The sequence below is a fragment of the Bradyrhizobium sp. F1.4.3 genome, assembly GCF_040548375.1.
In the GTDB taxonomy this organism is placed as follows: Bacteria; Pseudomonadota; Alphaproteobacteria; order Rhizobiales; family Xanthobacteraceae; genus Bradyrhizobium.
On record NZ_JBEPRN010000004.1, the window covers coordinates 272,988 to 288,318 of the forward strand.

Below are 15,331 nucleotides of genomic sequence, written 5' to 3' on the forward strand. Positions count from 1 at the left end.
CGTCGCGGCTAAATGATGCCGCTCTGCCGAAGCGCCGCGATCGCGGCCGTGTCGTAGCCGAGTTCCGCCAGCACGGCATCGGTATGCTCGCCGAGTGTCGGCGGACGCGTCGCGATCTCACCCGGCGTTTCCGAGAGTCGAATCGCGGCGCGCGCAACGGGGGCCTGTTTCGGCAAGCCGGGATAGTCGAGGTCCTGCAAGAAGCCGGCGGCGCGAATATGCGGATGATCCAGCGCCTGTTGCGGGCTCAGCACAGGGCCCGTCGGAATCATCGCGTTGCCGAGGGTGTCGACAGCCTCCTGCGTGGTACGCTCGGCGCACCAGCCCGCCATCCGCTCGCTGATGACGGGGCCGTTGTTGCCGCGACTGATGTCGTCGGCAAAGCGCGGATCGTTCAGCCACTGCGCCTCCTCACCCATCAGCTTCGCCCAGCGTTTGAACAGCGGATGACCGGTGACCTGGCACAGCACCCAGCCGTCCTTGGTGCGGTAGATGTCGGCGGGTGCAGCGGTCTGGCCGAGATTGCCGGTCGGAACGCGATTGACTGATATCACGGCCTGCTCGATCAGCGTAGCGTTGGTGAAGGACAGCGCGGTTGCGAGCAACGCGCCCTCGACGATCTGCCCGCGCCCGGATTTACCGCGCTCGATCAGCGCGGCGAGTGTCCCGAACGCGCAGTGCAGCGCGGTGCCGAAATCAACCCAGTTCACAGCGGCCCGGTATGGCGGATCACCGGCGCCGGTCATGTATACCGAACCCGACATGACTTGGCCTACACCGTCGAAGCCGACGCGATCGGACCACGGCCCCGGCCCGCCGAATGCGGTGGCCGTCGTCAGGATGATGTCGGGCTTGATCGCTTTCAATGACTCATAGTCGAGCTTCATCGCGCGCAGGGTCTGCGGCGGCAGATTGGCGACGACGACGTCGGCGGTCCTAACCAACCGGCGCATCACCTCCTGGCCCTCCGGCTTCATCGGATCGAGCGTGATGCACTTCTTGTTGCGGTTGATCTGGAGGAACAGCGCGCCCTCACCGCCTTCGCCGACCGGCGCCACGAAGCGATCTTCGCTGCCGTCGCGTTTTTCGACGCGAATGACCTCGGCGCCGAATTCGGCCAGCAGGGTCGCGCAATACGGCCCCGCGATATAGCGCCCGAAATCGAGGACGCGCACGCCCTCCAGAACTCCCCCCATCGATCTCTTTCCTTATGTGTTTTTGTCAGATTACAGGGACTAGTTGCCACGGCAAGGCGGCAACCGCCAGCCTCTGCCGGCAGAAGTGATCGCCCGACGCTTCGACCTGCTCTGTTATTTTGACGCGTTTTCTTCACGCGAACCGGTATCCACTTCGCTCGAAAACGCTCTAGTATAATCTGTCCGTCATCTCACCCAGAGCCGCATCCATGCCACAGCAATTCGATCGGTCCACTGAAGATCTCGGCAACGCGATTCATCTCGAGCACGTCAACATCCAGGTCCCGAATCAGCGCCTGGCGACCTTATTCTACGTCACGGGACTCGGTCTCACCCGCGACCCCTACCTGATGGTGTCCGACACCAACATGTGGATCAATGCCGGTCGCAGCCAGTTTCATTTGCCGAGCGGTCAGCCGCAGGTGCTGCGCGGTCATGTCGGACTGGTCATCGAAGGCCGCGAGGCGCTGTTGCAGCGATTGGCGTCGGTCGCCAAAAAGCTCGAGGGCACGGCGTTCGCGTTCACCGAGCACGATGGCCATGTCGAGGCGACCTGCCCGTGGGGCAACCGCCTGCGCTGTTATGAGCCGGACGCAGCGCGCTTCGGACGCATCGCGCTCGGCATTCCCTATGTCGAATTCGACGTACCGATTGGGACCGCGCCGGCGATCCGCGCCTTCTATCCGGAGATCATGGGCATGCCCGCCGAGCTCTGGAATGGCGACGGCACGGTTGCGGCGGTGAAGACGGGCCGCGACCAGCATCTGCTGTTTCGCGAGACCGATCGGCCGCTGCCCGACTATGACGGGCACCATGTTCAGATGTACATCACCGACTTCTCTGGTCCCTACCGCAGGCTCCTCGCGCGCAATCTGGTCTCGCGCGAGGACAATCGGTTTCAGTACCGGTTTCGCGACATCGTCGATCTCGGCAGCGGCAAGCCGCTGTTCACGGTCGAGCACGAGGTGCGCAGCGCAACCCACCCGATGTTCATGCGCCCGATGGTCAACCGCAATCCGGCGATCAACAACCGCAACTATGCGTTCGACCACGATCAGACGTCATGGGCGATGGGGCCGGACCAGTACGAGGGATAGGCAATACCAAGTCCCACGAACCAAGTCCTGTGCCTGGCGCGGCAACGTCCGGATGAGCGAAGTCTTGGTTGCAGGGCGGCTCCGCTGAGCGGAGCCGCCGCATGTTGCCAGACGGGTGAGCGTCACATCAGAAGTGGACCTCGGTGCGCATACCAAGCACCACGGCATTGTCGGTCTTCACGCCCGCGGCGTTATAGCCGCGCCCGCCAGGATTGATCACGTACTGCGCGTCGAACTTGAGGTTCAGCCAGCCGGTCGCCTGCCATCCGTACCAGACTTCGATCGGAACTTCGTTGCCGTCGGCATTGGGGCTAAGGGCGGCCGAATTCACGTGGGTGGTGCCCACGGCGAAGCCGACTTCGTCCATGGGACGCCAAGCGAACGTTCCGGTATGCCTGAAGCCCAGGGCGATCTGGTAGTCCTGAAACGACGTCCGGTGATCGGCGACAGTCGTATTGAGGAAGGTGTACCAACCCACCGCGCCGGGACCGTCAACGGTCAACCGTTGGAGGATCGACTCGTAAACGCCGAAGCGACCTCTTTGATCCCCGAGATTTTGATCCGGCACGCCACCGACGCCCGGAATGGTGGAAATGATACCCGGAAGGCCACCGTCAATGGTCGACGCGCTGTCGTACCAGCCGCCAAGTCTCCAGGTCCCGCTCAAGGGACCCTTGGGCGTCCAGACCAACTCCACCGGCACCATCACGCCACTGGCGGGGGTTGAGGAAGGAATGCCCGGCAAGAAGTAGGTGGTCGCTTGGTCCGTCGTCAGATAATTCGGATTGGCGTCGTAGACGCCGACCGAAACCGTGAATTCCGGGGCCACCTTGTAGTGGACGACACCGGCCCACTGGCTCACCGGCCAGTTGTAGATGTACCCACCCACGATGTTGCCGGGCTGGCCGCCGCAGAAGGTCAGGTTGATGAACTCGCACAGACCGAAGAAGAAGTCGGAGCCGACGGGAAGACGGCCGCCCTTGAGTTCAAGGCGGTCATCGAAGAGCTTCTGCGAGTAGTAGAGCTGTGTCAGGCGCAGAATATTGCCGCGGCCGAACACTTCGTTGGTCAGTTGCAAGGCGGGAATGTCCGCTTCCGTATTCAGGTTTTTGCCGAAGCGGTCGACCAGCGTGAGGCCGACCGTGCCGCCCTGGATGCCGGCAAGCTTCCCCATATCGAGCTTCGCGCCAAACCACAGCTGACCAGCGTTGGCTGCGGTGTTCCTGCTTCCACCCGTGACGTTGCCGACAGATTCGTTACCCAGCGTCAGGCCCAGATCGATGCCCCGCTCCTTCAGCTGCGTCCTGCCGAGATCGCCAAACAGATACGGTCTCGTCCAGAAATCGTCGGTCTCCGCATACGGAAGAGGCGCAGCTTTCGTTGAAAAATCGGCTGCATGGACTCCCCCACCCAACAGCGATGAGAAAGCAATCCCCACACCGCACGCTCGTGCCGTGTTCACAAACCTGCGCAACATTTTACTCGTCCTCCCGCCGTCTCTGGCCTTGCTTGTTTGCCTCACGTCTCTGTCCAAAGCCCTCGCGCCTGGACCGCGCTCCTTCCCCGGAAGCCACCGACGAAGCGCCCTTGTGGCAACTGGAGCCTGGATCTGTCATGCCTGATCGCCCGTTCTCGCCGGCAACGCATCTGCGCCGCGCGGTGATGCGCCCTTCTGTCCTTGCACAAGTGTCGATCTCGGCGCGGTGCGGGCGAGGCCGGCCAGTGCCAGCTTGCGCCGCCGGCGGGCCTGCAGTTGATGATCCGCCAACACGCCGAGCAGAATCACCGTCCCCATCACCGCGAAGTTCAGGGAGTTCGGGATGCCCAGGATATTCACGAGGTTCTGCAGCACCTGGAGCAGCGCTGTCCCCAGCACGATACCGAGAATAGAGCCCTCGCCGCCGCGCAGGCTGCACCCGCCCAGGACGGCAGCCGCGATCGCGTAGAGCTCGTAGAAATTGCCGAAGGAGCTCGGCGAGACCGAGTTCGTGTAGAACACGAACAAGACCGTTGAAACTCCGGCGAGGCCACCGCTGATGATATAGGCGGTTGCGATCACGAAATTTGTGCTGATGCCCGAGAAGCGCGCCGCCTCCTCGTTTTTGCCGACGGCATAAAGCCAGCGCCCGTAGACCGAGCGGTGCAGCAGCACGCCGAGGATCAGCGCAAGGATAATCAGGAGGATGAAGGTGTTCGGGACGCCCGCCACATTGCCGGAGGCGATGTTGCCCAGTGTCCCGGCCTCGTCGCCGTAGCCGAAACCGCGTGTCGAATCGGACGTATAGTAGCGGGCCGCGCCGCGATAGATCAGCAACCCGCACAGCGTCACGATGAAGGGCTGCATCTTCAGCCGGGTGATCAGGAAACCCTGGATGCCCCCCAGCGCCAGCCCGCCCAGCAGCACAGCCAGCAGCGCGAAGGGCCAAGGAATCTCATAAGTCGTCAGAAGGTCGATAAACACGACGCCGAGCAGCGCGAACATCGAGCCGAGCGAAAGGTCGATGCCTCCGGTGATGATCACGAGCCCCTCGCCAAGCGCAAACACGCCGAACAGGCCGATCAGATTGGCCATGTTCAGCAAGTTCACCAGCGACAGGAAGGCCGGATTGATCGCGCCCGTGATGGCGGAGATCACCACCAGCAGCAGTCCCAGGCCGAGTTCTTTCTTGATCATGGCCTAGGCGCTTCCACGGTTTCCAGCGCCTGGCCCATTGCTAGCCGCAACACGTTGTATTCGCTGAACTGCGGGCGCTCGAGCACGCCGCTGACATTGCCTTCATGCATCACGGCCACCCGGTCGGAGACGCCGATGACCTCCTCCATGTCCGAGGAGATCATCACGATCGCGACGCCCTGGTCGGCGAGTTCGCGCATCAGCGCGTAGATCTCGCTCTTGGCACCGACATCGATGCCACGGGTCGGCTCGTCGAAGAACATCACCCGCGGCTGCATGGACAGCCACTTGCCCAGCACGACTTTCTGCTGGTTGCCGCCGGAGAGCGTCACGGCGTCCATGTCGATGCTCGGCGCCTTTATGGAGAGGCGCCTGACCTGCTCTTTCGCGACCTTGCGCTCGGCCGTGCCGCTGACCAGCCACATCCGCGCATAATTCAGCAGGTTGGCCAGCGTCACGTTCTCCCGGATCGGCAGTTCCAGCACGAGCCCGGATCTCTTGCGGTCCTCCGGCACCAGATAGATGCCTTGCCTGATCGCATCCCGCGGCGATGCGACGCCGACCGGTGCGTTGTCGATCCTGATCTCGCCACCCAGCAGCCGGTCAATGCCGAAGGCGGCGCGGGCAAGAGAGGTGCGGCCAGCGCCCACGAGTCCCGCCAGGCCGAGGATCTCACCGTGCCGCACGGAAAGATCAATCTGCCGGTCGGGAAAGGCTGATGTCACGAGGCCGACGATGTCGCAGCCGCCCGACTGCGGCGGCCGTTTCGGCGGCGTATGCAGCGCCTTCAGGTCGCGGCCGATCATCAGCCGGATCATTGCGGCGTGGCTCAGCTCGTCCCGCGCCAGCTCGCCAACCGTGCGTCCGTCGCGCAGCACCACGACGCGGTCAGCGCAGGTCATGATCTCGCCGAGCCGGTGAGAGATATAGATCACCGCGATGCCGTGCAGCTGCAGATCGGCAATCACCTCCAGCAGCCGTTCGGTCTCCGAAATTGTCAGGCTGGAGGTCGGCTCGTCCATGATGATCACGCGGGCATCGATCGAGAGCGCCTTGGCGATCTCCACCATCTGCCGCTCGGCGATGGACAAATTGTCGACCAGCGTGTCCGGGGTGAAATCGGCGCCCAGCCGCTCCAGCAGCGGCGTCACGCGGGCGCGCATCTCCGCGTTGTCCACCAGCTTCAGCGGGCCGCCGACAAGCTTCTCGCGTCCGATGAAGACGTTCGCGGCGACGTCGAGATTCTCGAACAGGTTCAGTTCCTGATGCACGAAGGCGATGCCGGCCTGCGTCGCCTCGGTCACCGTCATCCGGGCATGGTCGTTGCCGCCGATGCGGATCACGCCCTCGCTCGGTGCGATCACGCCGCCCAGCACGCGCATCAGCGTCGATTTGCCGGCGCCGTTCTCACCGATCAGGCCCAGCACTTCGCCGCGGTACACGCGCAGGCTGACATCGTCGAGGGCCATGACCCCGGGATAAGACTTGCTGATGCCGGCGAGCTCGAACAGGATTTCCGCCATTCGCTTCCTCCCGCACGACGCCCAGCGGCTGTGGCAGCCGGGCGCCGAAAGGCGCTGAAACTCACTTCTTCAGCAGGTCCTTCAGATTTGCGGTGAAGTCCGCGACGTTGGACTTGCTGATCACCTTGGTCGGTACGATCAGCTTGCCGCCCGCCGGGATCCAGGACTTGTCGCCGGTCAGCGTCTTGATGATGTTGGTGGCGGAGAGATAGCCGAACTCGTAGGGCTGCTGCACGACGGTCGACTCGATCGTGCCGTCGGCAACGCCCCGCAGCGTGCGCTGGTCCTCGTCGAAGCCGACGATCTTCACCTTGCCGGCCTTGCCCGCCGCCTTGACCGCGTCATAGATCAGCGGCGTCTCGTAGCTCCAAAGGCCGGACAACAGCGCAATGTCGGGATATTTGACGAGCACGTTCTCCATGTTCGCCTTGGCCTTGGCGAAGTCCACCTGGTCGGTGAACACGTCGACCAGCTCGACCTTGGTGCCGGCGATCGCTTCCTTGATACCCTGCACCCGCTCGCGGGCATTGTCCGCGTCCATCGTGCCGACAAACAGCGCGATCTTGCCGCCGTTCGGCAACGCCTTCTTGATCTCCTCGCCTGCTTGCCGCCCCGCGGCGACGTTGTCGGTACCGATATAGGCGAGACGATTGCTCTGCGGCGCGTCGCTATCCGTCGTGATCAACACGGTCTTGGCCGCAACCTTGTTGAGTTCTTCGGTTGCATGCGCCGCATCGTCTACCGAGATGGAGATGCCGGCGACGCCGCGCACCAGCAGGTCGTCCAGCTCGCGCCGCTGGCCCGCCGCCGTTCCTTCGTTGGTGACTATCAACTCGATATTGTAGTCCGGGTGCTCCTTCTGCGCCTTCTCAAGGCCACGACCGGCGATGGTCCAGAAGTCGGCCGCAACATTGGTCACCAGCGCGATGGTCTTTTTCTGCTGGGCCTGCGCCGTCCCCGCGGCCATCAAGAGCGCAGCGGCGATCGCGAGCACCGGCACCATCAATTTCTTCATTGATCCGTTCACGTGTACCTCCCTTGGTCCCCCCGCATGAGGGACTTCACAGCGCTTTTGCGCTCTATTTTATTTACACAGCGAAGAAATGCCGCAGAGACAACCGTCCGATTCGGGATGTACTTGCGCCTTCTTCAAGCTTAAATAGTACACATGGTACGGTTAGAGTAAATATGGCCCGCTAAGAGCGCATCCAGATGTGCTTTTTTGATCACACCACCGTCACGGGCGCCTATTAATTTCATCTTTCGAACTAAAGGGACAATATGGTTGACCAAGTTGACCCGCCGAGACGTGTTTCAAGCATGGCTCGCGGATCGAACCGGGGCCGCCTCGTCGACGTCTTGCGACGTCAGGGGCCGTTGCCGCGTGTGGAACTCGCCCGGAGTACAGGACTAAGCTTCCCCGCCATTTCGGGTCTGACGTCGAGACTGATCGCGGAAGAGTTGCTGTGCGAGACCGAGACGGCGGCAACCTCCTGGTCCGACGATACCGACGAAGAGGATGCGGACGGGCTCAATGGCCGTCGCCGTGGCCGGCCGGCCGTGCTGCTGACCCTGAACCCGGAGTTTGGGCGCATCATCGCAATCTCCGTACGCATGAACCTGATTGAGACGCTGATTGCGGATTTCAGGGGCTCTGGCCTGGCGCAATCGCGACTTGCACTCCCGACGCGCGCTCTCGATGCAGGCGCGTTGTGCGATCTCATGATCGCGCAGATCAATGCGATGCTCGAAGCGACGGCGACGCCGCGCCATCAGCTGCTGGGAATCGGGATTGCACTCCAGGGCATGGTGAACGCCGACACCGGCCGGACTCTGTGGAGTCCGGCGCTGTCGATCACCGACGTCGATCTGGCGACGCCGACACGTCAGGCGTTCGGCGTCGAGGTCGTGATGGCGAACGACGCTGTCGCAGTTGCGCTGGCCCTCACAGCCGCCGAACCGGCGCTGGCGCAGGGCCTCTCAGCCACGATCATGGTCGGTCACGGCATCGGGATGGGCGTCGTTGTTGACGGTGAAGCGCGCTGGGGCGCCGGCAGCGAGATCGGCCATGTCAAGTTGGCGCCGGACGGTCCGCAATGCCGCTGCGGCCAACGCGGCTGCATCGAAGCCTATCTTGCCGACTACGCGCTCTACCGCGACGCTCGCACCTTTCTCGACCTGCCGCCGGCGGACTCGCAGCAGCCGTCCGAGGCGCAGATGGCCCTGCTGCGCGAGCGAGCACTGGGCGGCGATCCCCGCCTCGAGCATTTATTCCAGCAGGCAGGTCGCGCGCTTGCAGAAGCGGTCGCGGCAACGATATCGGTGCTGCGCCCACACCATGTCATCCTGGCGGGCCCCGGCCTGCAGGCATTTGACATGATGCGCCACGCCTATGAGGAGCGGCTTGAGCAAGCGGTGTTGCCATGGCTGCTCAAGTCCACGGCGATCTATCTGCGTCCAAGCGAGTCGGCGGCGATTGTCGACGGCATGGTGCTGCGGACGCTGCGGGTCGTGGACCGAAACCACATGGAAGCGACCGAGTGAACACCGGGGGCTACTGCCTTGTTCGAGCCGCGGCAACGCGGCCGCCGCCGTCCAAGGGCTGGCTGGGGCGGGAGGGATCGAACCTCCGAATGCTGGATGACCTCATGCACTGCTTCCTTCGCTCTCTTGACATTGAGACGATGGATTGGGACGAGACTATCATCGAACACTAGGCGCAACGAATGGTGCTCCTGTCTCAATCGGCCTTCATCCGAATTCCCAGTTTCGCCCGTTCATCCTTGAATACGACAGAGATGGCCTCGATAATGAGCTTGTCTGGATTTGCCTTGCAATACTCGATCACCTCATGCTCCACGACCTTTCCCTTCCTGAGATCCAGGAAGTGCTTCTTGGCCAGACCGTTGTACCAACCACTGTACCAGGTCGTCAGGGCATCCGCGTCTTCCTGGTAGGTACCCGCGAGTTGGGCGCATGTCAGCGTTTGAACATCGATGAAGCCGTTGCTGTCGACATAGGCCGAAAGCGGCGTCTGGGCGAGAGCGCTGGAGCACGCAATTGCCGCAGCAACTGCGAGAAGGTAACAATGCCGCATGCTAAATCCTCTATCTCTTGTTCGACTTGGGTGTTCCGCGACAGGTGCGCTTTGCTCAAGGAGCCGGTCGCAGTTGCAACGCTGACATGCCAAGTGTGACATCCAGCGCGACCGAGCCCTCGACTGATACCGGTTGCAGCGCGAAGCTCCTGTTGGATCCGCCGACCAGAACGTTTGCCCCGACACCAACACCCAACGCTACATCACCGCTTGCACCAACATAGGTGCCAGCCAGAGCGCCGGCAGGAACGCCGGCGACAGGCGCCAGAACGCCCCACGCCAAGGCGCCGCCACCGATTACCCCAATATCAATTCCTACCGTGTTGAGGGCGCCTTCGTAAAATTGTGGGGGAGCGGGCATGGATGGCACGAAGCGGCACTCCATCGACTGGTGTCCGACGATAATGAAGCCAATGCTCGGGTTGAGCTTACAGCTGAGCATACCCGTCTGGGTCCATGTCGGCGTCTGGGCCGAAGCAGGACCGGTAAGTGCAACCAGCGTTGCACAAAGAGCCAATGCCTTAGGATTCATAACAATACCCTACCCCCATCTTCTATTTCAAAATCGATAATTGATGCCGCCACGGAAGGTGTTGAGCTTGTCGGTGCTTACGCCCGTGCCGATCACCTGGGTGTAAAGATATTCACCCTTCAAGGACCAGTTAGGTGTGAAGCCATATTCTATGCCCACGCCTGCAACGATGCCGGGGCGCCAGGCGGAGGCCGCGCAATTCGGAAGCACGCCAAGCGTACCGCAAGGCGCGCCAGCAATTGACGTGCCATTGACGCTCGATTTCACAAATGCCGCACCGCCGGTCACGTAGAACAGCGTGTTATTCATAGCGACGCCAACGCGCGCTCGTGCCGTTCCAACGGCGCTGATGTTGGACGCGGTATTGAGTGTAATACCCTGCCCGATGCCAGCGATAGCCGGACTTATGATGCCGTTGCCCTTCACATTCGCCCAATCAAGATCACCCTCGAGGCCGAGCACCACATATCCCTGCTGGATTTGGGCCCCCATGGTGCCGCCGAACATCCCGCCACTGAGACTGAAGCTGGTACGGTCGAACCTGTTAGAGACGAGCGTCAGCGGGTCTTGCGTGCCCCAGCCGTAACCGCCGTTCACACCGACATAAAGGCCCGTCCAGTTATAGACTTGGGCCGCCACGGGTACGCTCTTATAGGCCTGCACCGCAAGGTCCGCCGCAGAGGCGCAGGTAGAACTGACGGCAGCAAATGCCGCCCCAATGATAAGCTTCTTCATGTCATCCCTCACGAAAACTTCGCTCCAAATGGCCAAGAGCCAACAAGGGCCGGCTGTTAAGCCGGCCTTCGCTAGCAAAGATCAGTATGCCGCAACGACCGGTCCACCGAATTTGTAGTTCACGCGCACGGTGACCAGATCCACATCCTGGCTGATCCGATTGACCACAGCAGCAGCGCCTGCCGGCACCGAGAAGGAGTTGTTGGCGTTACCCATGATCAAGCGATCGTATTCAATGGCGGCCGACCAGTTCGGCGTGAAGCCGTATTCAAACCCAACGCCGATGACGCCGCCCCAACGGGTTGAGGTCGCATAGTTTAGGCCAACGCCTCCAAACGTGGTCGCTTGAAGAAGGTTATTGTTCGTCACCGCCGCGCCGCCTTTCAAATACAGCAGCGCCGCGTTCCAGGCGTAGCCAATCTGGCCGGTGAAAAGGCCCAAGCCAGTGACCTTGGAGGAATCGGTAAGAAGCGGATTAACAACGCTCACGTGTGAACTGCGCATGCTTGCCCAGTCGCCCTGGCCTTCCAAGCCGAACACAAACTGACCCGCCTGCCAACGGTAGCCCGCCTGACCACCGAGGACGCCTCCAGACTGACTGTGGCAGCCGTCAGGAATGACCGCGCCACCTGCCGGTACGACACCCCAGCAATTACGGCTCGTTCCATATCCGCCGTTACCGCCGATGTAGAATCCGGTCCAGTCGTAGACGGCGGCCATCAAGGGGGCCTTGACCGGGGCGTAAGTCCGCTGTGGCAGGTCGGCAGCGAACGCGGGGGCTGCGAATGCAGCGAACGTAGCGGCTGTGAGTACGATCTTTCTCATTCTTAAATCCTTATGAAACACATCAGCCGCAAGTTTGAGGGCCTTTACCGAAAATATTTGGGTCAACTCCCGGTCGCTATGTAAAATCGGACAACTAACCGAAAGAAGTTGGCTCGTTGCAAATTCGATACAGTGCAGCGTGACGCTTCTCCGAAGCGCATCGCTTCATCGCGCTCTTTGCATCCGCGACCTCGCCACCGTCTCCGATGGTCGCTCTCCAAAAAGGGCTTTGTATTCCGAGGCAAAACGACCGAATTCACTAACGCCGTGTTCGCTCATGATGTTCGTGACTTTACTTGACGGCTCACATTTTCCGCGGAGTGCACGGCGGACCATGTTGAGTTGACGCAGCTTGAGATAGTTTGCCGGTCCAATGCCCAGCTGCTGCCGGAACGTCCTCAGGAGCGTCCGGCTTGTTACGTCGGCCGCAACGGCCAGGTCGGCAACCTGAAGCCCTCCCCATTTCTGACCATGGGCGTGCTCCAACGCTCTTGTCACGGGGTCACTGGACAATCGCGACTTTTCCGTTGCGAGACACATTTCGTTGTCCGAACCCGCAATTGCAGCGATCAATGCGTTTAATAACCAGGCAATACCAAGTCCGTGGCGCGTCGACATTTGCTCCTTGCGTACGAGCGCGGCTGTGCTCGCGGTTGTCGCAGTCAAACATTTGAGCAATTGTTTCGGGGACGAAAAGACGCACTTTTCTTTCTCGAGCCATGCCAGATGGTTTCTGCCGGTCCTGATAACAAATGTTTCAAAGAGCCCAACAGGCATCGAAATCGACATCCAACGATGGATGCCGCACGACGCGAACGTAAAATCGCTCCCAGGCGGAAGCACCACGAAGTCGTGAGGCTGAAGGATTTGACCGTCAAAAATCAAGCGATCGGCAATTTTCTCATCCTGAAAGATAAAGCTCAAAGCGTCCGGGCACGAAATGCCGTGCAAGATCTTGGATCCGCCCTCCAGGCCAAACTGCAAGACGATCGAACCCAATTTGCAATGATCAACCGACCAAGGAGCTTGACTTGGACCCGTCAGCAGGAAATTCCCCGTCGCTCCAACAACCATGTCGGAATATTCGTCAAAGCTGAGGCTGTGTGATGCGACGTCGCTAGCAGCCGCCAACGGAAAAGTCCTCCCATTCGGCTTCCTGCAGCCTCGCCTACGGCTTCATGTTGATACCAAGCTTCGCGCGCAGATCCTCGCTGCGAGGATCTGCGGGCTATGTGCAGTGCTTACGTTCTTCGTTTCCGATTGCTGCCTTAGCCCGTGAGTTGTGCTCGAACTCGCGCCCGCCAAAAACGGCCGGCACGAGTTCGCGCGCTCAAGTCACCTTCGGGGCAGCGTGATTGGTCCAGGTGCTATCAAACCCGCTTGATGCCGGGCGGCTGCCATGTCCCTTGGCCCGCCGGCAGGATCGAAGGTGGCGTAGGGTTCGGCCAGTATAGGCGCATCACGAGATAGATTTTGTCAGCCGGCGCCGGAAGCCAGTTTGCTTCCTTGTCCGCGCCGGGGCTGTCGTTTTGAATGTACAGCGTCAGCGAGCCGTCTGCGTTTTTTTTCATCGCTGGCAACATCGGAGAGTTGATGAGGTAGCGATTGATCGGATTCTTGACCAGGAGCTGGCTCTTGCCGTCGTACATCGTCACGGACCAGAACGCATTCACTGGTGGCAACTGGCCGGGTGCGAAGGTGATGGTGTACTCGTGCTTGCTGCCATCGAGCGCCTCACCAGTCGCGTCCGTTCGGGTATAGGGGTACATCGCTTCCACGGCATCGTTGCCATAGATACCGCCCTTGGCAGCTCCGGCCCGCATCACCCAATCGCCGTTGTAGAAGGCCTCGCCGCCAAAGAACGAGCCGACGCTCCAGCCGTTGATGTCTTTGTTTCCTCCGACCAGCCATTTGTCGACCTTGTCGTCACCCTGCTTCATGGCCACCAGGATTTCGGCTTTGTGTTCGAGCGATAGATCCTTGAACTCGAAGGTCTTGCCGGGACCGACGCCAATCTTCGCAAGTTTCGCGCGGATCGCCTTGTCCCTTGGCGTCTCAGGGACGAACTGCAGGGCTGCGTCGAGATATTGGAAAAAGTTATCCTTGATCCCGGCCGTGGTGGCGGGGAGGAAATCGATCTTCGGCGCGGCGGGCGGGGCCGGACGTTTAAGAAAGCCAGAAAGCGGCTGCGCCTTGTAACCGGCCTGGATTTTCTCGACGTTCGGCATGTCGCCGGCGTTGAAGAGTTGAGTGCGGATAACCGCGAGGGAGAACGGCGTCGTCGATCGAAAGACCTTCTTGATCCCTGTGGGCGTTTCACCCTTCCAGTCGGGGGCGACCACCAGATAGTCGCCCGGCTCCGTCCCCGTGGCGCGCGTGCCGATGTAGCCATAATTGTAGGTATTGCCGTCGACGAGCATGACCGCGTAGTAGCGGTCCCTTTCGATCATCGGCACCGAGATAACCATCGGTTCAGCGCGCAAATCCAGCCAGAGCACCGAGTAAGGGGTGTCGCTGTTCGGCGTGATGACTGCCGTATCCTCTGGCGTGGCGACGTGGTGCAGATTTTTGATTTCGTTGAACGGCGCTTTGAACTGTCCCGAATTCTTGTCCACGGCATACTCTTGCATAACCGCATAATTCATCACGAGCGGTAAGCCGTAGATGAAGCCTTCTTCGGCGATGTCCTTGGCCTCTAGCAGCCTGGGCCAATCGGCTTTGCTCTGTGCAATTGCCGGGGTGTACTTCGCCGTCGTGGCGGCGAGCGTGGCGATAGCCGCGGTGGAGCGAAGTAAATCTCGCTTCGTCAACATTTGCCGTACTCCTTGTTGTTCGATTGAGTTATCGAATCGATCTGCATTCGGATGTCAGGAAATCCATTGCAGTTTATTGATTGATAAGGTCATTCGTACTTTCCCGCGGCCCCTCAGTAGCAAGGCGGATAAGGATAGTAGCCACAGCGCGGCGCGTAATAATAGGGATAAGCGACCGCAGCCGCGGCCCCGGCAATAGCAGCGCCACGATAATACGCGCCGCGCCAGGCCGTTCTGCGGGCGACACCGGCAAATGACAGCGGCGTTAGCGGCCGGCCAATGATGTCGATGAAGACCGATGCCGGTCCATCTGCACCCGCCAGATCACCCTCGAGTACATCGACATCGAAAGTCAGCTTGTCACCTTCGAGCTTCGGCGACTTCAGCACAACCACCGCGTCGAAGACAGCCGATCCGTCCTTCTTGAATCCGGACACCGTAGCGTTCGGCGGATCCTTTGCGAAATTGTCGCTGCCGTTGCCCCAATCCTCGACGATCCGCGTCGTCAAATCATGCCCAGCGGCCCGCACAGGGCGATCCGCGAACACGATGGCATTCGGAGAAACTCCGGCCAGGACGAGCTTTCCGTCCTTCAGGCTGGCGCCCCTGGAGTTAAGTACGAACAACGACGGCACGACCTCGGGCTTCGACTGTCCGATGGATTTCTCCAACGGCACGTGCGGCTTCGGCTCGGCGGCCGATTGAGCGGAAAGGACCGTCGGCGCACACGCCATTCCGGCGGCGGCAATGGCGAGAAGAGCGGCACGCAGTATTGTCATTGGTTCACCTTTCTGTATCCTGTTCGCACGGCGGCGAACCGATGTCGCGCCCTCGAACAG

General features: G+C 61.0%; 14 protein-coding genes. 2 read left to right on the forward strand and 12 right to left on the reverse strand.

Annotated features, from left to right (window positions below):
- Positions 1 to 8: 8 nt before the first annotated feature.
- Positions 9 to 1,196, reverse strand: a complete 1,188-nt coding sequence (locus ABIB73_RS15455; RefSeq protein ID WP_354225199.1) for a CaiB/BaiF CoA transferase family protein — start codon at positions 1,194 to 1,196, stop codon at positions 9 to 11.
- A gap of 209 nt (positions 1,197 to 1,405) precedes the next feature.
- On the opposite strand from ABIB73_RS15455, the gene ABIB73_RS15460 reads away from it, so the two are divergent.
- Positions 1,406 to 2,293 (forward strand): VOC family protein, encoded by an 888-nt coding sequence (locus tag ABIB73_RS15460; protein WP_354225200.1) that lies wholly within the window; start codon positions 1,406 to 1,408, stop codon positions 2,291 to 2,293.
- A 127-nt stretch (positions 2,294 to 2,420) separates the two neighbouring features.
- Here the strand turns inward: ABIB73_RS15460 and ABIB73_RS15465 are convergent, their stop codons facing one another.
- From ABIB73_RS15465 to ABIB73_RS15480, 4 genes are all read right to left on the reverse strand, one after another.
- Positions 2,421 to 3,770 (reverse strand): carbohydrate porin, encoded by a 1,350-nt coding sequence (locus ABIB73_RS15465; protein ID WP_354225201.1) that lies wholly within the window; start codon positions 3,768 to 3,770, stop codon positions 2,421 to 2,423.
- 135 nt (positions 3,771 to 3,905) lie between these two features.
- Positions 3,906 to 4,967: an ABC transporter permease gene (locus tag ABIB73_RS15470; protein WP_354225202.1), complete on the reverse strand. Its 1,062-nt coding sequence runs from the start codon at positions 4,965 to 4,967 to the stop codon at positions 3,906 to 3,908.
- On the reverse strand, positions 4,964 to 6,490 hold the full coding sequence (locus ABIB73_RS15475) for a sugar ABC transporter ATP-binding protein (protein WP_354225203.1): 1,527 nt from the start codon (positions 6,488 to 6,490) through the stop codon (positions 4,964 to 4,966). Before ABIB73_RS15475 ends, ABIB73_RS15470 begins: the two co-directional genes overlap by 4 nt.
- A gap of 61 nt (positions 6,491 to 6,551) precedes the next feature.
- Positions 6,552 to 7,505, reverse strand: a complete 954-nt coding sequence (locus tag ABIB73_RS15480; RefSeq protein ID WP_502918434.1) for a sugar-binding protein — start codon at positions 7,503 to 7,505, stop codon at positions 6,552 to 6,554.
- Between the two features lie 266 nt (positions 7,506 to 7,771).
- Between ABIB73_RS15480 and ABIB73_RS15485 the strand changes: the two genes are divergently transcribed.
- The gene (locus ABIB73_RS15485; RefSeq protein WP_354225205.1) at positions 7,772 to 9,034 is read left to right on the forward strand and encodes an ROK family protein; all 1,263 of its coding nucleotides are present in this window, start codon (positions 7,772 to 7,774) and stop codon (positions 9,032 to 9,034) included.
- A gap of 196 nt (positions 9,035 to 9,230) precedes the next feature.
- Here ABIB73_RS15485 and ABIB73_RS15490 read toward each other — a convergent pair whose 3' ends face one another.
- The 7 genes from ABIB73_RS15490 to ABIB73_RS15520 form a co-directional block, all read right to left on the reverse strand.
- On the reverse strand, positions 9,231 to 9,587 hold the full coding sequence (locus ABIB73_RS15490; RefSeq protein WP_354225206.1) for an HdeA/HdeB family chaperone: 357 nt from the start codon (positions 9,585 to 9,587) through the stop codon (positions 9,231 to 9,233).
- Between the two features lie 55 nt (positions 9,588 to 9,642).
- Entirely contained in the window at positions 9,643 to 10,119 is a 477-nt protein-coding gene (locus ABIB73_RS15495) for a DUF992 domain-containing protein (RefSeq protein WP_354225207.1), read from the reverse strand.
- Positions 10,120 to 10,146: 27 nt separating this feature from the next.
- Positions 10,147 to 10,854: an outer membrane protein gene (locus ABIB73_RS15500; RefSeq protein ID WP_354225208.1), complete on the reverse strand. Its 708-nt coding sequence runs from the start codon at positions 10,852 to 10,854 to the stop codon at positions 10,147 to 10,149.
- 81 nt (positions 10,855 to 10,935) lie between these two features.
- A complete protein-coding gene (locus tag ABIB73_RS15505; protein ID WP_354225209.1) occupies positions 10,936 to 11,679 on the reverse strand; it encodes an outer membrane protein in 744 nt (247 codons plus the stop codon).
- A 165-nt stretch (positions 11,680 to 11,844) separates the two neighbouring features.
- Positions 11,845 to 12,810 (reverse strand): helix-turn-helix domain-containing protein, encoded by a 966-nt coding sequence (locus tag ABIB73_RS15510; protein ID WP_354225210.1) that lies wholly within the window; start codon positions 12,808 to 12,810, stop codon positions 11,845 to 11,847.
- Between the two features lie 239 nt (positions 12,811 to 13,049).
- Positions 13,050 to 14,492, reverse strand: a complete 1,443-nt coding sequence (locus ABIB73_RS15515; RefSeq protein WP_354225211.1) for a DUF1254 domain-containing protein — start codon at positions 14,490 to 14,492, stop codon at positions 13,050 to 13,052.
- Between the two features lie 113 nt (positions 14,493 to 14,605).
- Positions 14,606 to 15,271, reverse strand: coding sequence for a hypothetical protein (locus ABIB73_RS15520; protein WP_502918431.1), 666 nt, complete (start codon positions 15,269 to 15,271; stop codon positions 14,606 to 14,608).
- Positions 15,272 to 15,331 lie beyond the last annotated feature (60 nt).